This window comes from Streptomyces sp. NRRL S-646 (assembly GCF_000720765.1).
Taxonomy (GTDB): Bacteria; Actinomycetota; Actinomycetes; order Streptomycetales; family Streptomycetaceae; genus Streptomyces.
On sequence record NZ_JODC01000027.1, the window covers coordinates 62,515 to 81,988 of the forward strand.

General features: G+C 72.6%; 15 protein-coding genes. 13 read left to right on the forward strand and 2 right to left on the reverse strand.

Translation table 11 applies throughout. The annotated features are described in order from the left end of the window. Positions 1-60 precede the first annotated feature (60 nt). The 7 genes from IH68_RS0143850 to cobI are packed head-to-tail and all read left to right on the forward strand — an operon-like array spanning position 61 to position 11,103. Positions 61-1,137 carry a cobalamin biosynthesis protein gene (locus IH68_RS0143850; RefSeq protein WP_078912883.1) on the forward strand — a complete coding sequence of 359 codons (1,077 nt, stop codon included), beginning with the start codon at positions 61-63 and terminating at the stop codon, positions 1,135-1,137. Next, complete coding sequence (locus IH68_RS0143855; protein ID WP_030947952.1) at positions 1,134-2,645, forward strand: cobyric acid synthase; 1,512 nt, start codon at positions 1,134-1,136, stop codon at positions 2,643-2,645. Before IH68_RS0143850 ends, IH68_RS0143855 begins: the two co-directional genes overlap by 4 nt. Next, a complete protein-coding gene (gene cobN, locus IH68_RS0143860; RefSeq protein WP_030947955.1) occupies positions 2,642-6,295 on the forward strand; it encodes a cobaltochelatase subunit CobN in 3,654 nt (1,217 codons plus the stop codon). Before IH68_RS0143855 ends, cobN begins: the two co-directional genes overlap by 4 nt. Further along, on the forward strand, positions 6,292-8,295 hold the full coding sequence (locus IH68_RS0143865) for a putative cobaltochelatase (protein ID WP_030947957.1): 2,004 nt from the start codon (positions 6,292-6,294) through the stop codon (positions 8,293-8,295). Before cobN ends, IH68_RS0143865 begins: the two co-directional genes overlap by 4 nt. Further along, positions 8,295-8,894 (forward strand): cob(I)yrinic acid a,c-diamide adenosyltransferase, encoded by a 600-nt coding sequence (gene cobO / locus IH68_RS0143870; RefSeq protein ID WP_030947959.1) that lies wholly within the window; start codon positions 8,295-8,297, stop codon positions 8,892-8,894. The genes IH68_RS0143865 and cobO overlap by 1 nt, the downstream gene beginning before the upstream one ends. Next, the gene (locus tag IH68_RS0143875; RefSeq protein ID WP_030947961.1) at positions 8,894-10,366 is read left to right on the forward strand and encodes a cobyrinate a,c-diamide synthase; all 1,473 of its coding nucleotides are present in this window, start codon (positions 8,894-8,896) and stop codon (positions 10,364-10,366) included. The genes cobO and IH68_RS0143875 overlap by 1 nt, the downstream gene beginning before the upstream one ends. Beyond that, entirely contained in the window at positions 10,351-11,103 is a 753-nt protein-coding gene (cobI, locus tag IH68_RS0143880; protein WP_037886264.1) for a precorrin-2 C(20)-methyltransferase, read from the forward strand. The genes IH68_RS0143875 and cobI overlap by 16 nt, the downstream gene beginning before the upstream one ends. Positions 11,104-11,114: 11 nt before the next feature. Here cobI and IH68_RS0143885 read toward each other — a convergent pair whose 3' ends face one another. After that, the gene (locus IH68_RS0143885) at positions 11,115-11,843 is read right to left on the reverse strand and encodes a ZIP family metal transporter (protein WP_030947965.1); all 729 of its coding nucleotides are present in this window, start codon (positions 11,841-11,843) and stop codon (positions 11,115-11,117) included. A gap of 112 nt (positions 11,844-11,955) precedes the next feature. Between IH68_RS0143885 and cobM the strand changes: the two genes are divergently transcribed. From cobM to cobC, 6 genes are read left to right on the forward strand one after another with little or no spacing between them, the layout of a single operon-like run. After that, complete coding sequence (gene cobM / locus IH68_RS0143890; protein WP_030947968.1) at positions 11,956-12,774, forward strand: precorrin-4 C(11)-methyltransferase; 819 nt, start codon at positions 11,956-11,958, stop codon at positions 12,772-12,774. Next, entirely contained in the window at positions 12,771-14,009 is a 1,239-nt protein-coding gene (locus IH68_RS0143895) for a bifunctional cobalt-precorrin-7 (C(5))-methyltransferase/cobalt-precorrin-6B (C(15))-methyltransferase (RefSeq protein WP_030947970.1), read from the forward strand. Before cobM ends, IH68_RS0143895 begins: the two co-directional genes overlap by 4 nt. After that, positions 14,006-15,709 (forward strand): precorrin-3B C(17)-methyltransferase, encoded by a 1,704-nt coding sequence (gene cobJ / locus IH68_RS0143900; protein WP_030947973.1) that lies wholly within the window; start codon positions 14,006-14,008, stop codon positions 15,707-15,709. The genes IH68_RS0143895 and cobJ overlap by 4 nt, the downstream gene beginning before the upstream one ends. Positions 15,710-15,714: 5 nt before the next feature. Then, positions 15,715-16,305 (forward strand): precorrin-8X methylmutase, encoded by a 591-nt coding sequence (locus tag IH68_RS0143905; protein ID WP_030947976.1) that lies wholly within the window; start codon positions 15,715-15,717, stop codon positions 16,303-16,305. Beyond that, the gene (locus IH68_RS0143910) at positions 16,302-17,228 is read left to right on the forward strand and encodes a sirohydrochlorin chelatase (RefSeq protein WP_030947978.1); all 927 of its coding nucleotides are present in this window, start codon (positions 16,302-16,304) and stop codon (positions 17,226-17,228) included. Before IH68_RS0143905 ends, IH68_RS0143910 begins: the two co-directional genes overlap by 4 nt. After that, positions 17,218-18,282: an Rv2231c family pyridoxal phosphate-dependent protein CobC gene (gene cobC, locus IH68_RS0143915; protein WP_030947980.1), complete on the forward strand. Its 1,065-nt coding sequence runs from the start codon at positions 17,218-17,220 to the stop codon at positions 18,280-18,282. Before IH68_RS0143910 ends, cobC begins: the two co-directional genes overlap by 11 nt. A gap of 164 nt (positions 18,283-18,446) precedes the next feature. Here cobC and IH68_RS0143920 read toward each other — a convergent pair whose 3' ends face one another. Next, a complete protein-coding gene (locus tag IH68_RS0143920) occupies positions 18,447-19,364 on the reverse strand; it encodes an SCO1860 family LAETG-anchored protein (protein WP_030947983.1) in 918 nt (305 codons plus the stop codon). Positions 19,365-19,474 lie beyond the last annotated feature (110 nt).

Below are 19,474 nucleotides of genomic sequence, written 5' to 3' on the forward strand. Positions count from 1 at the left end.
CAGCCTGCCGTTTGAGGTACAGGACCAGGTCCCTGCCCGACTCCATGGCCGGCTGAGCCGATGCGTGCCGATCGCGTTTTCGCGTACGGCGCCGCCGCCGGCCTCCTCGGTGACCATCTGCTCGGCGATCCGCGCCGTGGGCATCCGGTCGCCGTGTTCGGGCGGGCCGCGGGGGCGGTTGAGCGGGTGTTGTGGCGGGACCATCGCGGGTGGGGCGCGCTGCACACCGCCGTGTGCGCCGGGAGCGCCATTGCGTTCGGTGCCGTGGCGCAGAGGGCCGTACGTCCGTCCCGTACCGCCTCCCTCGCGCTGACCGCGGCCGCCACGTGGGCCGTCGTCGGGGGGACTTCACTCGCGCGCGAGGCCCGAGGCATCGGGCGTGCGCTGGAGGCCGGGGACGTCGAGGCTGCCCGGGCCAGGCTGCCCCATCTGTGCGGCCGGGATCCGCAGGCCCTGGACGCCGACGGGATCGCGCGGGCCGTCGTGGAGTCCGTCGCAGAGAACACGTCCGACGCCGTCGTGGGGGCGCTGGTGTGGGGGGCCGTGGGCGGGGTGCCGGGGCTGCTGGGGTTCCGGGCCGTCAACACGCTCGACGCCATGGTGGGGCACAGGTCGGCCAAGTACCGGCGGTACGGGTGGGCTTCGGCGCGCCTGGACGATGTCGCGGGGTGGCCGGGGGCCCGTCTGACGGCCGTGCTTGCGACGGTCGCGGGGGGTGACCGCCGGGGCGCCGTACGAGCCTGGCGTTCTGACGCCGCGAAGCATCCGAGCCCCAACGCCGGGCCTGTGGAGGCGACGTTCGCGGGGGCGCTGGGGGTGCGGCTCGGGGGGACCTTGTCGTATGGGGGGCGGGTCGAGCATCGGCCTGTGCTGAACCAGGAGGGGCGGGCCGTGGAGGTCGGGGACATCGAGCGGGCTGTGCGGTTGTCGCGGCGGGTCGGGTGGCTGGCGTTGGGAGTGAGTGCGGCGGGGGCGGTGCTGCGAGGCCGGGTCGCGCGGCGCCCGGCGGTGGGGGCTGTGCCCACCCTCCCCCACTCTCAACTTCGTTCGAGCGGGGGGACCCCCATCGACCCAGCGGAACGACTGCCCACAGCGGTAGGCAGCGGCTGCCCACGGCAGTTGGAGGAGCTCTCATGACCGGCGGGGGCATTCTCGTTGCCGGTACGACCTCCGATGCCGGTAAGAGTGTCGTCACCGCCGGGATCTGTCGTTGGCTGGTGCGGCAGGGGGTCAAGGTTGCGCCCTTCAAGGCGCAGAACATGTCCCTCAATTCGTTTGTGACGCGCGAGGGTGCCGAGATCGGGCGGGCTCAGGCCATGCAGGCGCAGGCCTGCCGGGTGGAGCCGACCGCGCTGATGAATCCCGTGCTGCTGAAGCCCGGTGGCGAGCAGAGCAGCCAGGTCGTGCTGATGGGCAAGCCCGTCGGCGAGCTGAGTGCGCGTGGGTATCACGGCGGGCGGCAGCAGAAGTTGCTCGGGACCGTGCTCGACTGTCTCGCCGAGTTGCGGGGCACGTATGACGCCGTGATCTGTGAGGGGGCGGGTTCACCCGCCGAGATCAACCTGCGCCGGACCGACATCGTGAACATGGGGATCGCCCGGAACGCGCGGCTTCCCGTGCTCGTGGTCGGTGACATCGACCGCGGCGGGGTCTTCGCCTCCTTCTTCGGGACCGTCGCCCTGCTCTCGCCCGAGGACCAGGAGCTCGTCGCCGGGTTCCTCGTCAACAAGTTCCGGGGGGACGTCAGCCTCCTGGAGCCCGGGCTGGACATGCTGCACGGGCTCACCGGCCGGCAGACGTACGGCGTCCTGCCGTTCCAGCACGGGCTCGGCATCGACGAGGAGGACGGGCTGCGGGTCTCCCTGCGGGGGACCGTGCGGGAGTCGAACGTCGCGCCGCCCCTCGGTGAGGACGTGCTCCGGGTCGCCGTCTGTGCCATCCCCCTCATGTCCAACTTCACCGACGTGGACGCCCTCGCCGCCGAACCGGGTGTGGTGGTGCGGTTCGTGGACCGCCCGGAGGAGCTCGCCGACGCCGACCTCGTCGTCGTTCCGGGGACCCGGGGGACCGTGAAGGCCCTGGAGTGGCTGCGGGAGCGGGGACTTGCGGACGCCCTTGTCCGCAGGGCCGCCGAGCAGCGGCCCGTCCTCGGCATCTGCGGTGGCTTCCAGGTCCTCGGCGAGCACATCGAGGACGAGGTCGAGAGCCGGCGCGGGCATGTGCAAGCGCTCGGAGTGCTGCCCGTGCGGGTGCGGTTCGCCCGCGAGAAGACCCTCACCCGGCCGGTCGGGGAAGCCCTCGGGGAGCACGTCGAGGGGTACGAGATCCACCACGGGGTCGCCGACATACGCGAAGGGGAACCCTTCCTGGACGGCATCCGCGTCGGACAGACCTGGGGCACGCACTGGCACGGCTCCCTGGAGTCGGACGGGTTCCGGCGGGCCTTTCTGCGCGAGGTGGCGGCCGCCGCGGGCCGTCGTTTCGTGCCGGCGCCCGACACCTCGTTCGCCGCGCTGCGCGAGGAGCAGCTCGACCGGCTCGGCGACCTGATCGAACAACACGCGGACACGGACGCGCTGTGGCGGCTCATCGAGTCGGGCGCGCCGCAAGGACTGCCTTTCATCCCACCGGGAGCACCCGCATGAGCACAGTGTTGTTGTTGTCGACCGCCGACACGGATCTGTTGGCGGCCCGGGCCGCTTCCGGTGCCGACTACCGGATCGGCAACCCGACCCGGGTGGACGTGGCCGAGGAGCTGCCCGGCCTCCTCGACGGCGCCGACATCGCCGTCGTACGGCTGCTGGGCGGCAAGCGGGCCTGGGAGGACGGGCTCGCCGCGCTCAGGGCGTCCGGGATCCCGACCGTGCTGCTCGGCGGGGAGGCCGTCCCCGACGCGGAGTTGATGGCCGAGTCGTCCGTGCCCGCCGGTGTGGTGGCGGAGGCGCTCAGGTACCTCGTCGAGGGCGGGCCCGCCAACCTCACCGAGCTCGCCCGGTTCCTGTCCGACACCGTGCTGCTGACCGGCGAGGGCTTCGTCGAGCCGCAGAAGATGCCCGAGTACGGGGTGCACGGCGAGCGTGCGCACGTCGAGGGCCGGCCGACCGTCGGTGTGCTCTTCTACCGGGCCCATGAGCTGAGCGGCAACACCGCCTTCGTGGACACCCTGTGCGACGCGATCGAGGCGAAGGGCGCCAACGCCCTTGCCGTGTACTGCGGTTCGCTGCGCGGCGCGGACGCCGGGCTGTACGAGATCCTCGGCCGGACCGACGCCCTGGTCGCCACCGTCCTCGCCGCCGGAGGCACACACGCCTCGCAGGCGTCGGCCGGCGGTGACGAGGAGGCCTGGGACATCGGCGCGCTCGCCGACCTCGACGTCCCCGTGCTGCAAGGCCTTTGCCTGACCTCGTCCCGTGACGCGTGGGACGAGTCGGACGCCGCCCTGTCCCCCATGGACGCGGCGATGCAGGTCGCCATCCCCGAGTTCGACGGGCGGCTCATCACCGTCCCCTTCTCCTTCAAGGAGCAGGGCCCCGACGACGTTCCCGTGTACGTCGCCGACCCGGAGCGGGCCGCGCGGGTCGCCGGGATCGCCGTACGGCATGCGCAGTTGAAGCACAAGCCGAACGCCGACAAGAAGCTCGCGCTCGTCTTCACCGCGTACCCGACGAAGCACTCGCGGGTCGGCAACGCGGTCGGCCTGGACACGCCGGCATCGGCCGTACAGGTGCTGGACGCGTTGAAGGCCGCCGGGTACTCGCTCACCGAATACCCCTCCGGCGGCGACGAGTTGATCCACCGGCTGATCGCGGCCGGCGGTCACGACGTGGAGTGGCTGACCGAGGAACAGCTGGCCGCCGCGCCCGCGCGGGTGCCGCTCGCCGACTACCGGGCGTGGTTCGACAAGCTCGACCCGGAGCTCAGGGACGGGATGCTTCAGGCCTGGGGCGAGCCGCCGGGCAGTCTGTACGTCGACGGGGAGGACATCGTCCTCGCCTCCCTGCAGTTCGGGAACGTCGTCGTGATGATCCAGCCGCCGCGCGGCTTCGGCGAGAACCCCATCGCGATCTACCACGACCCCGACATGCCGCCCTCGCACCACTACATGGCGGCCTACCGGTGGCTCGACAACACTTTCGGCGCCGACGCGATCGTCCACATGGGCAAGCACGGCACGATGGAGTGGCTGCCCGGCAAGGGACTCGGGCTCAGCGGTAAATGCGCGCCGGACGCCGTGCTCGGTGAACTGCCGCTGATCTACCCGTTCATCGTCAACGACCCCGGTGAGGGCACCCAGGCCAAGCGGCGCGGCCATGCCACGGTCGTCGACCACCTCGTACCGCCGATGGCCCGTGCCGACACCTACGGCGATCTGGCCAAGCTGGAGCAGCTGCTCGACGAGTACGCGCTGGTCTCCGACCTGGACCCGACGAAGGCACCGGCCGTCCGCGCCCAGATCTGGACGCTGGTCAAGGCGGCCGAGCTCCACCACGACCTGCATGTGGACGAGCAGCCGGACGAGGACGAATTCGACTCGTTCGTCATGCACATCGACGGCTATCTGTGCGAGATCAAGGACGTGCAGATCCGGGACGGCCTGCACATCCTGGGCGGCGGGCCGGTCGGCGAGCCGCGGGTGAACCTCGTGCTCGCCGTGCTGCGCGCCTCGCAGGTGTGGGGCGGGCAGGCGAACGCGCTGCCGGGGCTCAGGGCTTCGCTGGCCTCTCAGTTCGGGCTGGTCGAGAAGGAGTTGCTCGCCGAGCCCGGTGCTCCGGTGAAGGTGCCGGTCGAGCTGACCGATCTCGTCGAGGGCCCCTCCCGTACGGCCGCCGACGCCATCGACCTGCTGGAGCAGCTGTGCCGGCGGATCGCGGAGGGCATGGAGGCACGCGACTGGGACGTCGCGCTCGCCCCGGCTCTCGTGCGTGGCGTGCTCGGCACCGAACTCCCGGACGCGGTCGCGGTGTTGGAGTTCGCCTGCACCGAGGTGGTCCCGCGACTGGCCCGTACGACGGACGAGATCGGCCACATCCTCAAGGCACTCGACGGCGGTTACGTCCCCGCCGGTCCGTCCGGCTCCCCGACCCGCGGGCTGGTCAACGTCCTGCCGACCGGCCGGAACTTCTACTCGGTCGACCCCAAGGCCATTCCCTCCAGGCTGAGTTGGGAGGTCGGGCAGTCGCTTGCAGACTCCCTCGTGCAGCGGTACCTGCAGGACACCGGCGAGTACCCGAAGTCGGTCGGCCTGACGGTCTGGGGCACCTCCGCGATGCGCACGCAGGGCGACGACATCGCCGAGATCCTGGCGCTCCTGGGCTGCCGGCCGGTGTGGGACGACGCCTCGCGCCGGGTGACGGGCTTCGAGGTCGTGTCCCTGGAGGAGTTGGGCCGCCCCCGTATCGACGTCACCGTCCGTATCTCCGGCTTCTTCCGGGACGCGTTCCCGCACGTCGTCGGGCTGATCGACGACGCCGTCCGCAAGGTCGCCGAACTGGACGAGCCCGCCGAGCAGAACTTCGTGCGCGCCCACGCCGACGAGGACACGGCACAGCACGGCGACCGGCGGCGCGCCACCTCCCGGATCTTCGGCTCCAAGCCGGGCGCCTACGGGGCCGGGCTGCTGCCGCTGATCGATGCCCGCAACTGGCGCTCGGACGCCGACCTGGCCGAGGTGTACGCCGTCTGGGGCGGTTACGCGTACGGCCGCGGGCTCGACGGACGGGCGGCGCGCGGGGACATGGAGACCGCGTTCAAGCGGATCGCCGTGGCCGCGAAGAACGTCGACACCCGCGAGCACGACCTCGTCGACGCCGACGACTACTTCCAGTACCACGGCGGCATGGTCGCCATGGTGCGGCACCTGACGGGTGAGAGCCCCGAGGCGTACGTCGGTGACTCCGCCACCCCCGACCAGGTGAAGACGCGCACGCTCGGCGAGGAGACGCACCGCGTCTTCCGCGCGCGTGTCGTCAACCCACGCTGGATGGCGGCCATGCGGCGGCACGGCTACAAGGGTGCCTTCGAGATGGCGGCGACCGTCGACTACCTCTTCGGCTACGACGCCACGGCCGGCGTCGTGGACGACTGGATGTACGAGAAGCTCAGCGCCGAGTACGTCTTCGCCCCGGAGAACCGGGAGTTCATGAAGCAGTCCAACCCGTGGGCGCTGCGCGGCATCACCGAACGGCTCCTGGAAGCGGCCGACCGCGGCCTGTGGGCCGAGCCGGACGCGGAGACGCTGGAGCAGCTGCGCGCCACATACCTGGAGCTGGAAGGCGACTTGGAGGGCGACCAGTGACCACCCCCTTCCCCTTTACGGCCGTCGTCGGCCAGGACGACCTGCGGCTCGCGCTGCTGTTGAACGCCGTGTCACCGGCGGTCGGCGGTGTGCTGGTGCGCGGCGAGAAGGGCACCGCCAAGTCGACGGCGGTGCGGGCGCTCTCGGCGCTGCTGCCCGAGGTGGCGGTCGTCGCCGGGTGCCGTTTCTCCTGCGACCCCGCGGCGCCGGACCCGTCCTGCCCGGACGGGCCGCACGAGCCGGGACCGGGCGCCCAACGCCCCTCCCGCATGGTCGAGTTGCCGGTCGGCGCCTCGGAGGACCGCCTCGTCGGCGCCCTCGACATCGAGCGGGCGCTGGCGGAGGGCGTGAAGGCCTTCGAGCCGGGGCTCCTCGCGGACGCGCACCGCGGGATCCTCTACGTCGACGAGGTCAACCTTCTTCACGACCACCTCGTCGACCTGCTGCTGGACGCGGCCGCGATGGGTGCGTCGTACGTCGAGCGCGAGGGCGTCTCGGTACGGCATGCCGCGCGTTTCCTGCTCGTCGGCACGATGAACCCCGAAGAGGGTGAGCTGCGGCCGCAGTTGCTCGACCGGTTCGGGTTGACGGTGGAAGTCACGGCCTCGCGGGAGCCCGACCAGCGGGTGGAGGTCGTGCGGCGGCGGCTCGCCTACGACGACGATCCCGCCGGTTTCGTGACCCGTTGGGCGGACGAGGAGGCTTCGGTACGTCAACGGATCGTTGCCGCACGGGAGTTGTTGCCGTCGGTGCGGCTGGGCGACGGGGCGCTCCGGCAGATCGCGGCGACCTGCGCCGCCTTCGAGGTGGACGGCATGCGCGCCGACATCGTGATGGCGCGTACGGCCACCGCGCTGGCCGCCTGGGCCGGGCGGACCGACGTGCTCGCCGAGGACGTACGGCAGGCGGCACTGCTCGCGCTGCCGCACCGCAGGCGCCGCAACCCCTTCGACGCGCCGGGGCTCGACGAGGACAAGCTCGACGAGACGCTGGAGGAGTTCTCCGGCGACGACGATCCCGACCCGGACCCGGACGGCGGCGGACCGGGCGGTGGCGGGCAGCCGCCCTCCGACGACTCGGACGGTCCGCGGGGCGGCGACACCGATGCGCGGCCCGAAGCCGGGGAGGGCGGTCAGCCGCAGGCCTCGGGGGCTGCCGAGCAGTCCGCCGTACGGGCCTCGGAGCCCTTCCGTACCAAGGTGCTGAGCGTGCCCGGGATCGGTGAGGGGGCCGCCGGGCGGCGTTCGCGGGCGCGGACGGAGCATGGGCGCACGACGGGGGCGCGGCGGCCCCGAGGGGCGTTGACCAAGCTCCACCTGGCGGCGACCGTGCAGGCTGCTGCGCCGCATCAGCGGGCGCGGGGGCGGTCGGGGCCGGGGCTGGTCGTGCGGCGGGACGATCTGCGGCAGGCGACCCGGGAGGGGCGCGAGGGGAACCTCGTGCTGTTCGTGGTCGACGCCTCCGGTTCGATGGCGGCACGGCAGCGGATGAGTGCCGTGAAGGGGGCCGTGGTGTCGCTGCTGCTGGACGCGTATCAGCGGCGGGACAAGGTGGGGCTGGTGACGTTCCGGGGGGCGGCCGCCGAGGTCGCGCTGCCGCCGACCTCGTCCGTGGATGGGGCCGCGGTGCGGCTGGAGTCGTTGCCGACGGGTGGGCGTACGCCGCTTGCTGCCGGGCTGCTGCGGGCGCACGACGTGCTGCGGGTGGAGCGGTTGCGGGATCCGGCGCGGCGGGCGCTGGTCGTGGTGGTGACGGACGGGCGGGCCACCGGTGGGCCCGAGCCGGTCGCGCTGGCCGGGCGGGCTGCCCGGCTGTTCGCGGCCGAGGGGATCGCCTCCGTGGTCGTCGACTGTGAGTCCGGACCCGTGCGGCTGGGGCTCGCCGGGCAGCTCGCGGGTGAGCTCGGGGCGACGGCGGTGACGCTCGACGAGTTGCGGGCGGACTCGATCGCCGGGCTGGTCAGGGATGTACAGGGTGGGACGAAGAGGAGGGCCGCGTAATGCCGCAGGGGCAGCCGAGTGTGGTGCCGGACGACGGGCTGACGACTCGTCAGCGTCGTAACCGGCCGCTGGTCGTCGTGCACACGGGCATCGGGAAGGGCAAGTCCACGGCTGCCTTCGGGCTTGCGCTGCGGGCCTGGAACCAGGGGTGGCCCATCGGGGTGTTCCAGTTCGTCAAGTCGGCGAAGTGGAAGGTCGGCGAGGAGAACGCGCTGCGGGTACTGGGTGCCTCCGGCGAGGGCGGGACCGTCGACTGGCACAAGATGGGCGAGGGCTGGTCCTGGGTGCAGCGGGACTCCCAGATGGACAACGAGGAGAAGGCCCGGGAGGGCTGGGAGCAGGTCAAGCGGGACCTCGCCGCGGAGACGTACCGGCTGTATGTGCTGGACGAGTTCGCGTATCCGATGCACTGGGGCTGGGTGGACACCGACGAGGTGGTCGACGTGCTGCGGAACCGGCCCGGGACCCAGCATGTCGTGATCACCGGGCGGAACGCGCCCGAGAAGCTCGTGGAGTTCGCCGATCTCGTGACCGACATGTCCAAGGTCAAGCACCCGATGGACACGGGGCAGAAGGGGCAGCGGGGTATCGAGTGGTGATGTCCTCCTCCGTGTCCGTCCCTCGGATGGTCATTGCCGCGCCCACCTCGGGCAGCGGCAAGACCACCGTTGCCACGGGGTTGATGGCCGCGTTCGCCGCGCGGGGGCTTGCCGTGTCTCCGCACAAGGTCGGGCCGGACTACATCGATCCCGGGTATCACGCGCTCGCCAGCGGGCGGGTGGGGCGGAACCTCGACGCGTACCTGTGCGGGCCGGAGCTGGTCGGGCCGTTGTTCCTGCACGGGGCTCGTGGGTGTGACATCGCCGTCGTCGAGGGTGTGATGGGGATGTTCGACGGGGCCGCGGGGGAGGGTGAACTCGCGTCCACCGCTCATGTGGCGAAGTTGCTCAGGGCGCCGGTGGTGCTGGTGGTCGACGCGTCGTCGCAGTCTCGGTCCGTGGCGGCGCTCGTGCATGGGTTTGCGTCCTGGGATCCGGAGGTGCGGGTCGGGGGGGTGATCCTGAACAAGGTCGCTTCTGATCGGCATGAGGAGTTGTTGCGGGAGGCGTTGGAGTCGGCGGGGGTGCCTGTGTTGGGGGTGCTGCGGCGGGTTGCGCAGGTGGACACGCCCTCGCGGCACCTCGGGTTGGTGCCGGTCGCCGAGCGGCGGGCCGCGGCGGTGGAGGCGGTTGACGCCATGGCCGCGCAGGTTTCCGCCGGGTGCGATCTTGAGGCTTTGATGGGGCTGGCGCGGAGTGCGGGAGCGTTGTCGTGTGCGGCCTGGGATGCGGCTGAGGTCCTGGATTCCTCGCCCCCGCCGCCCCTTCCCGTCCCGACCCTGGGGGCTGCGCCCCCAGACCCCCGCTTTCGGCCTGGACGGCCTCGTCCTCAAACGCCGGACGGGCTGAATGCAGCCGGCCTGGGCTCGAAAACGAAGGTTGCGATCGCGGGCGGTCCCGCCTTCACTTTCTCCTATGCCGAGCACAGTGAGCTGCTCGCTGCCGCCGGTGCCGAAGTCGTCACCTTCGATCCGCTCCGGGATGAGCAACTGCCCGACGGGACACGCGGGTTGGTCATCGGGGGCGGGTTTCCCGAAGTGTACGCGAGTGAGCTGTCTGCCAACGAACCGCTGCGCAAAGCCGTTGCCGCGCTCGCGGAGGGCGGTGGTCCCGTTGCTGCGGAGTGTGCCGGGCTGCTGTATCTGTGCCGGGAGCTCGACGGGCAGCCCATGTGCGGGGTGCTCGATGCGAGGGCGCGGATGAGCGGGCGGCTCACTCTCGGGTACCGGGACGCCGTGGCCGTCGGCGACAGTGTGCTGGCGCCCGCCGGGACCCGGATGCGGGGGCACGAGTTTCATCGGACGGTCGTCGAGCCGGGGGCGGGGGCGGCTCCCGCCTGGGGCGTGCGCGCCCCTGTGCCGCGGGTCGAAGGTTTCGTACAACAAGGTGTGCACGCCAGTTATCTGCACACGCACTGGGCGTCCGAGCCCGGTGTCGCCCGTCGGTTCGTGGAGAGGTGCCGGACGTCATGAGCAGCAACAGCAGCAGGTTGATCGGGGTCGGGGTGGGGCCGGGCGATCCCGAGCTGGTGACCGTCAAGGGGGTCAATGCTCTGCGGGCCGCCGATGTTGTTGTCGTGCCCGTGATGGACACCTTGGAGCGGGGGCGGGCCGAGGCCACCGTGCTGCACTACGTGCCCGCTGAGAAGGTCGTTCGGGTCGTGTTCGCGCTGAACGAGCGCAGTGATCGCGGGCGGCGGGAGGCTGCCTGGGACGCGGCCGGGGAGCGGGTCGCGCAGTTGCTGCGGGAGCGGGGTGTCGTCGCGTTCGCCACCATCGGTGATCCCAACGTGTATTCGACGTTCACCTACCTCGCGCAGACCATTGCCGAGCTCGTGCCGGGGACCGTGGTCGAGACCGTGCCCGGGATCACCGCCATGCAGGATCTCGCGGCGCGCTCGGGTGCCGTGCTCACCGAAGGCACCGAGCCGCTCACCCTCGTGCCCGTCACCGCCGGGGCCGCCGTGCTGAAGGACGCCCTCAGCGGGCCCGGCACCGTCGTCGCCTACAAGTTCGGGCGGCAGGCCGGCGAGGTCGCCGAGGCGTTGCGCGAGACCGGGCGGCTCGACGATGCGGTGTGGGGCTCCGCGCTCGGGCTGGAGTCGGAGTCCATCCGGCCGGCGTCCCAGCTCGACGGCGAGCCTCTCCCCTACCTCTCCACGCTCATCGCGCCCGCGCCGCGCGACGGCGGGCGCGGCGGCAAGCTGTGACCGGCGCGGGCTCACCCGGCCAGGCCCACCACCAGCCAGATGAAAGCCGCCCCCGCCACCGTGCACAGCAGGGTCGAGCGGGCGGGGTGTTCGTGGTGCGCCTCGGGGAGGATCTCGGCGGCGGCGAGGTAGAGGAGTACGCCGCCGAAGAGGCCGAGGTAGCCGCCCAGCAGGCCCTCCGGAATGCTGACGAAGGCCGTGCAGGCCGCGCCGGCCACCGGGGCCACCGCGTCCGCGAACAGCATGGTCAGCGCCTTGCGGCGGGCGTTCCCGTACAGGCTGGTGATCGTGTACGTGTTGAAGCCGTCCGCGAAGTCGTGGGCGACGACGGCCAGCGCGACAGCCGCGCCCATGCCGTCGCCGACCTGGAAGGCCGCGCCTATCGCCACGCCGTCCATGGCGCTGTGACCGACCATCGCCGCCGCCGCCGTCAGACCCACCTCGGGCACGCGGCCGTTGCTCTCCTCCCCTCCGTGGGAGGCCTGGCGGGCCGCCAGCAGGCGTTCCACCAGATGGGCCAGCAGGAATCCGGCCACGAACAGGAGCAGGGCCGCCGGTACGCCGAAGACCTCTTCGCCCGCCGCCTTGAGCGCCTCCGGCAGCAGGTCCAGACCGACGACACCGAGCATCAGTCCGCCGGCCAGGCCCAGAACCAGGTGGCGGCGGTCGGTCACACGCTGTGCCGTCCAACCGCCGGCCAGCGTCATCAGGAACGCGCCGAGCGCGACGAAGACCGCCATACGCCCTTGCTATCCGATCAACCCCCGTTCACGCACGTCCGACGGCAATAACCACACCGCTGCTTGTAAGACCGAGAGCCAGACCAGAGCTTTGCTAGAGAGGACCGTTCCCATGGCCGATGCCCCCACCGGCAAGGTGACCTTCGTCGGTGCCGGCCCCGGCGCCGCCGACCTGTTGACGTTCCGTGCCGCGCGCGCCATCGCCGAGGCCGACGTCGTGATCTGGGCCGCGAGCCTGGTGCAGGCGGAGGTCCTCGAGCACGCGCGCGAGGACGCGGAGATCCTCGACTCGGCGACGATGTCGCTGGAGGACGTCGTCGCCGTGTACGAGCGCGCACAGCGCACCGGCCTGAAGGTCGCGCGTATCCACTCCGGGGATCCCGCTCTCTGGGGCGGTACTCAGGAGCAGCTCGACCGGTGTGCGCGCATCGGCATCGAGACGGAGATCGTGCCCGGCGTCTCCGCGTTCTCCGCCGTCGCCGCGCTCGCGCAGCGCGAGTTGACCATCCCGGAGGTCGCGCAGTCCGTCGTCCTGACCCGGCTGGGCGGCGGCAAGACGCCCATGCCGCCCGGCGAGGAGGTGCGGGAGTTCGCCAAGCACGGCACCACCATGGCGATCTTCCTGTCGGCCGCCCGCAGCGGGCAGCTGGTGCGGGAGCTGCTGGAGGGCGGCTATCCGACGTCCACGCCGGTCGTCGTCGCCTACCAGGCGACCTGGCCGGAGGAGTTGGTCGTGCGGTGCACGATCGGGACGCTGGAGGAGACGGTCAAGGAGCACAAGCTCTGGAAGCACACCCTCTTCCTGGTCGGCCCGGCCCTGGACGCCGAGGGCACTCGCTCGCACCTGTACCACCCGGGCCACTTCCACGGCTACCGCAAGGCCGACCCGGAGGCCCGCAGGGCCCTGCGCACGCGGGGTGCCAGTACGTGATCACGGTCGTCGGTACGGGGACGGGCGCACCCGTTCCCCTCGAAGCGCTGGCGGGGGCCGAGCTCGTCGTGGGCGGGCGACGGCACCTGGACGCCGTGCGGCTGCCCGAGACCGCCGAGCGGATCGTGCTCGGGCCGCTGGCACCTGCCCTGGACGCCATGGAGGAGTACGTCGGCAAGGACCGGCGCGTGGTCGTGCTGGCCTCCGGCGACCCCGGGTTCTTCGGGATCGTGCGGGCCCTGTCCGAGCGGTTCGGTGCGGAGCGTCTGAACGTACGGCCGGGGGTCTCGTCCGTCGCCACCGCCTTCGCCCGGCTGGGGCTGACCTGGGACGACGCGGTCGTCGTCAGTGCGCACGGGCGGGATCCGCGGACGGCTGTCAACGTGTGCCGGGCGCACCCCAAGGTGGCCGTGCTGACCGGGCCCGGCGCCGGTCCGGCGGAATTGGGTGCCGCGCTCGCCCGCACCGCGCCCGGCCGGGTCCTCCTCGTCGCCTCAGCGCTCGGCTCCGCCGAGGAGGGCCTGCAGCGGGTTTCCCCCGCCGAGGCCGCGGGCCGCGACTGGGGTACGGCGGTGAGTGTCGTCCTGTGTCTGGACGAGACGCGGGCGCTCGGTCCCGTACGGACGCTGGCGGGAGCGGCCGTACGGCCCCCCGGATGGGCGCTGGACGAGGGCGAGTTCGCGCACCGCGACTCGATGATCACCAAGTTCGAGGTACGGGCGCTGGCCCTGGCCCGGCTCGGGCCGCGCCCCGGCGACCTGGTGTGGGACGTCGGCTCCGGCTCGGGTTCCGTCGCTGTGGAGTGTGCGCGGCTGGGCGCAGCCGTCAGCGCCGTCGAGAAGGCGCCGGACGGGGTGGAGCGGATCCACGCCAACGCGGGCGCGCACGGCGTCGACGTGCACGTGGTGCACGGGACGGCGCCGGACGCGCTGGACCAACTCGACGATCCCGACGCCGTGTTCGTCGGCGGCGGGGGCCGCGAGCTGCCCGACATCGTGCGTGTGTGCGCGCGGCGGGCCCGGCGGACGGTCGTGGTCGCCATGGCCGCGCTGGACCGGGTGCCCGCGGTGCGTTCCGCGCTCACCGGTGCCGGGTTCGACTGCGACGGGGTGCTGTTGCAGTCCTCGCGGCTGGCGCCGCTGCCGGGGGACGTGACCCGGCTGGCGGCGACCAATCCGGTTTTCCTGCTGTGGGGGGCCAGAACCCCCGTTTCTCGTGAAGGAGTTGCCCTGTGATCGGCCTCATTTCCGCCACCGCGGCGGGGGCGGCGGCGCGCGACCGGCTGGCCGCGGCGTGGCCGGACCGTACGCGTGTGTACGAGGGTCCCGTCGGGAACGCCGTACGGGCCGCGTTCGCGGAGTGCGAGCAGCTCGTGTGTTTCCTGGCGACGGGGGCGGTGGTTCGGCTCGTGGCGCCCCTGCTGGGGGACAAGAAGAGCGACCCCGGGGTGGTGTGCGTCGACGAGGGCGGGCGGTTCGCCGTGTCGCTGGTGGGCGGGCACGGGGGCGGGGCCAATGAACTCGCCGAGCGGGTGGGCGAGTTGCTGGGTGCCGAGCCCGTGGTGACCACGGCGACGGACGCGGTGGGCATTCCCGGCCTGGACACGCTCGGCCTCCCCGTGGAGGGCGACGTCGCGGGCGTCACGCGGGCTCTGCTGGACGGTGAGCCGGTCGCGCTGGACGCGGAGGTGGCGTGGCCGCTGCCGCCAGTGCCGTTCGCCGTGCAAGGCAGCACGCAGGGCTCGTACACCGTCCGGCTGACGGACCGTGCGCTCGTGCCCGCCGAAGGGGAGGTGCTGCTCCGTCCGCCGTCCCTCGTCGTCGGTGTCGGCGCGTCCAGGGGCGCCCCGGCCGACGAGGTGCTCGGCCTGGTCGAGGGTGCCTTGCGGAACGCGGGACTCTCGCCCCGTAGCGTCGCCGAACTCGTCACCGTGGACGCCAAGCGGGAGGAGCCCGGCATCGTCGAGGCGGCCGCGCGGCTCGGGGTGCCCCTGGTGACGTACTCCGCCGAGGAGTTGGCGAAGGTCGAGGTTCCCAACCCCTCCGACGCCCCGCTCACCGCCGTGGGTACTCCCTCCGTCGCCGAGGCCTCCGCGCTCGTCCGGGGCGGTGAACTCCTCGTCCCCAAGCGGAAGTCGGCACGTGCGGACGGGCACGCCTCGATGGCGACCTGTGCCGTCGTACGGCGTGCGGCGCGCGGGCGGCTCGCGGTGGTCGGGCTCGGTCCCGGCGCCCGCGACCTGCTCACCCCGCGCGCCACGGCCGAACTGCGGCGCGCCTCCGTACTCGTCGGCCTCGACCAGTACGTCGACCAGATCCGCGACCTGCTGCGGCCCGGCACCCGGATCCTGGAGTCCGGGCTCGGCGCCGAGGAGGAGCGCGCACGGACCGCGGTGGCCGAGGCCCGGAAGGGTCAGGCGGTCGCGCTGATCGGCAGCGGCGACGCAGGCGTGTACGCCATGGCCTCGCCCGCGCTCGCCGAGGCCTCCGACGACATCGACGTGTTCGGCGTACCGGGCGTCACCGCGGCGCTCGCGGCCGGGGCGATCCTGGGCGCGCCGCTCGGACACGACCACGTGTCCATCAGCCTCTCCGACCTGCACACGCCGTGGGAGGTCATCGAGCGGCGGGTGCGCGCGGCGGCCGAGGCGGACATCGTGGTGACCTTCTACAACCCGCGTTCCCGGGGCCGGGACTGGCAGCTGCCGAAGGCGCTCGCGATCCTCGCGGAACACCGGGAGCCGACGACGCCGGTCGGTGTCGTACGGAACGCGTCGCGGCCGGACGAATCCAGCCGGGTGACCGATCTGGGCTCCCTGGACCCGGCGACGGTCGACATGATGACGGTCGTGACCGTGGGCAACACGGCGACCCGTGAGATCGCGGGGCGCATGGTGACGCCGCGCGGCTACCGCTGGCAGGAGGGTGCCAAGTGACCGGTGTGGCCCGTGTCGTTCACCCGATCGAGGAGGAGTCCTACCGGCGGCTGCGTGCCCGTCTGGACACCTCGCACTTCCCTCCGCTGACGCGGGCGGTGGTGGAGCGGGTCGTCCACTCCGCCGCCGACCTCGACTACGCGACCGATCTCGTCATGGACGAGGGCGCCTTGGAAAAGGCGTATGACGCCCTGCACGGCGGGGCGCCCGTCGTCGTGGACGTGGAGATGGTCGCGGCCGGGATCACCCGGCGCGAGACGGTGTGCCGGCTCAGGGACGCCGTGGCCGGCCCCGGACTGACCCGTTCGGCGCACGCGATACGGCTCGCCTACGAGCAGGTCGGCCCGGGTGCCCTCTGGGTGATCGGCAACGCGCCGACCGCCCTGGAGGAGCTGCTGACCCTGGACGCCTCCCCCGCACTCGTCATCGGCCTCCCCGTCGGCTTCGTCGGCGCGGTCGAGTCCAAGGCCGCGTTGCGCGAGAGCGGGCTGCCCGCCGTGAGCAACGTGTCCGAGAAGGGCGGCTCGGCGGTCGCGTCGGCCGCACTGAACGCCCTGCTGTACCACCCCACTTCGTACTCCGAGGAGAAATCGTGACCACCCCGCCGCCCGCCCTGCTCATCGCCGGCCATGGCACCCGGGACGAGGCCGGAGCCGAGGCGTTCCGCGACTTCGTACGGCAGCTGGGGGACCGGCACCCCGACCTGCCCGTCGCGGGCGGCTTCATCGAGCTGTCGCCGCCGCCACTCGGCGAGGCGGTCGCCGAACTGGTGGAGCGGGGGGTACGGCGTTTCGCCGCCGTACCGCTGATGCTGGTGTCCGCCGGGCACGCCAAGGGCGACATCCCGGCGGCCCTGTCCCGCGAGAAGGAGCGCCACCCGGGGATCTCGTACACGTACGGGCGTCCGCTGGGCCCGCACCCCTCGCTGCTGTCGGTCCTGGAGCGACGGCTGGACGAGGCGCTCGGTCAGGCCGCGCGTACACCTCAGGACCGGGCCGACGTGACCGTGCTCCTTGTGGGGCGCGGCTCGACGGACCCCGACGCCAACGCCGAGGTGTACAAGGCGGCACGGCTGCTGTGGGAGGGCCGCGGCTACGCGGGCGTGGAGACGGCGTTCGTGTCGCTGGCGGCGCCGGACGTGCCGAGCGGCCTGGACCGGTGCGCGAGGCTGGGCGCCAAGCGGATCGTGGTCCTCCCCTACTTCCTGTTCACCGGCATCCTGCCGGACCGGGTGCGGCAGCAGACCGAGGGCTGGGCGGCCGCGCACCCGGAGGTCGAGGTGCGGTCGGCCGATGTCATCGGGCCCGAGCCCGAGCTGCTGGACCTGGTGATGGAGCGCTACGAGGAGGCCGTCAAGGGCGATCTGCGCATGAACTGCGACTCGTGCGTGTACCGGATCGCGCTGCCGGGCTTCGAGGACAAGGTGGGGCTGCCGCAGCAGCCGCACTTCCACCCGGACGACGACGGTCACCATCACCACCACGGTCACCACCACGGCGGGCACGCCCATGCGCACTGAGCACGATCTCCGTCACCACGGTGACGCCGAGGTGCGCGACGACGGCTCCGCCCTCGTCGACCTGGCGGTGAACGTCCGCGCGGACACACCCCCCGCCTGGCTGCGCGAGCGCATCGCGGGCTCGCTCGGCTCCCTCGCGGCCTATCCGGACGGACGGGCCGCGCGGGCGGCGGTGGCGGCGCGGCACGGCCTCCCGGTGGAGCGGGTGCTGCTGACAGCGGGTGCCGCCGAGGCCTTCGTGCTGCTCGCCCGCGCCCTGAAGGTGCGCCGGCCGGTCGTCGTGCACCCGCAGTTCACGGAGCCGGAGGCGGCGCTGCGGGACGCGGGCCACACCGTGGACCGGGTGCTGCTGCGCGAGGAGGACGGCTTCCGCCTGGACCCGGCGGCGGTCCCCGAGGACGCGGACCTGGTGGTGATCGGCAACCCGACGAACCCGACGTCCGTCCTGCACCCCGCCGCGACCGTTGCCCAACTCGCCCGCCCCGGGCGGACGTTGGTCGTGGACGAGGCCTTCATGGACGCGGTGCCGGGTGAGCGGGAGGCGCTGGCCGGGCGGACGGACGTCCCTGGGCTCGTGGTGCTGCGCAGCCTGACCAAGACCTGGGGGCTGGCCGGACTGCGGATCGGCTACGTCCTCGCCGCCCCTGAGACGATCGCAGAACTGGAGTGCGCCCAGCCCCTGTGGCCGGTGTCGACGCCAGCGCTGGCCGCCGCCGAGGCCTGCATGGGACCGCAGGCCCTGGCGGAGGCGGCGCACGCGGCGCACCGCATCGCCGCCGACCGGGCCCATCTCGTCGCCGGACTGGCCGAGTTCGCCTCGGACGGACTGCGGGTGGCACAGCCCGCCGAGGGCCCCTTCGTCCTCGTACGCCTGCCTCGGGCGGCCGCGGTGCGCGGCCATCTGCGGGACCTTGGATTCGCGGTACGGCGCGGGGACACGTTCCCGGGGCTGAGCGAGGAGTGGCTGCGCCTGGCGGTACGGGACAGGGCGACGGTCAACACCTTCTTGCAGGCACTGGACCGAGCACTGACGCTGGCGTCGGCGGGCCGCTGAGAGAGAGCCTGTGCACGACCCCCGCCATCCTCCCGAGGGGCGGGGGCTGCGTCCCGACAGGGGCGCGGGGCTGTATCCAATATGCGGCTCCGCCGCGTGGGCGCGACCAGCCCCCACTGCGCCGCAGACAATGGACGACCCTCCCCGCACAACCCGCGGAGCGCTCAGCTCCGCGCGCGCCGCGCCAGCGCCACCGCCCCGCCGCCCGCCACCAGCAGGGCGATCGCCCCACCCGCGATGTACGGCGTCATGGAGCTGCCGCCGGTCTCAGCGAGACCACTCTCCCCGCCCTGCACCTTGGTGCCGCCGGAGCTGCCGGAGCCGCTGGAGCTGCCGGAGCCGCTGGAGTCGGCGGAGCCGCCTGCCGGGGCCTCGCAGGTCGCCTTCGCCAGAGTGAGGGTGCCCTCGACGTCGGCCACGTTCAGCTTCAACGGGTTGACGGAGACCTTGAGTTCGAGGGCGGTGGCGGCCGCCGTACGCGACGTCGTCTCCGTCTTCGACAGGGCGAGGTGCACCTCACCGATGCCGGCCGCCTTGACCTCCGTGGTGCCGCCGGTCGTCAGGGTGACCTTCTTGCCCAGGACGGTCACCGAACCGCCCAGGTTCGAGGAGGCGACGGGCTTCTTGCCGGCCTCGCAGACCGCCTTCGAGGTGACCTGCTCCAGCTCGATGAGGGACAGCAGCGGCAGGCCCGGGACATGGACACTGGCGTCGGCGAGGTTGGTGTAGCCCTCGGCCCTGGCGGAGGTGACGCTCGCCGCGGACTTGGCCGTCTTCGCGTCCAGCACGCTGAAGGCCCTGCCGCCGTTCACGCCGTCCAGCTTGGCGCTCAGCGCCGTCTTTTCGGCGCTCTGGGGCGCGTCGACCTGGTTGAGCGAGACCGCGAGGGGAACGTTCACGGTCTTGTTGAGCAGGGACACGTCGAGCCCGGTGCGCAGGACGACGGCGCTCGCCCGGCCCTGGTCGCCGGTCGCGTGCGCGGCGCCCGCGCCGGCCAGCGCCGCGGGACCGGCGGCGAGGGCCGTGGCCGTCGCGACGGTGGCGAGACGGCGTGCGGGCATGCGGAAGTTCTTGCCGTTCAAGGTGGGGACCCCTCAGAGGGCGGTATGTGACGCGATGTCACTGTGGATGTCACCGGAACGTGTGCGGCCGCCGCGCAAGCCGATCCGCGCCTGACGCAGAAATCGAGGAG

Coding starts and splice junctions, on each gene's coding strand:
- IH68_RS0143850 (WP_078912883.1), top strand. CDS start 61: ATGCGTGCCGATCGCGTTTTCGCGTACGGCGCCGCCGCCGGCCTCCTC.
- IH68_RS0143855 (WP_030947952.1), top strand. CDS start 1,134: ATGACCGGCGGGGGCATTCTCGTTGCCGGTACGACCTCCGATGCCGGT.
- cobN (WP_030947955.1), top strand. CDS start 2,642: ATGAGCACAGTGTTGTTGTTGTCGACCGCCGACACGGATCTGTTGGCG.
- cobO (WP_030947959.1), top strand. CDS start 8,295: ATGCCGCAGGGGCAGCCGAGTGTGGTGCCGGACGACGGGCTGACGACT.
- IH68_RS0143875 (WP_030947961.1), top strand. CDS start 8,894: ATGTCCTCCTCCGTGTCCGTCCCTCGGATGGTCATTGCCGCGCCCACC.
- IH68_RS0143885 (WP_030947965.1), bottom strand. CDS start 11,843: ATGGCGGTCTTCGTCGCGCTCGGCGCGTTCCTGATGACGCTGGCCGGC.
- cobM (WP_030947968.1), top strand. CDS start 11,956: ATGGCCGATGCCCCCACCGGCAAGGTGACCTTCGTCGGTGCCGGCCCC.
- cobC (WP_030947980.1), top strand. CDS start 17,218: ATGCGCACTGAGCACGATCTCCGTCACCACGGTGACGCCGAGGTGCGC.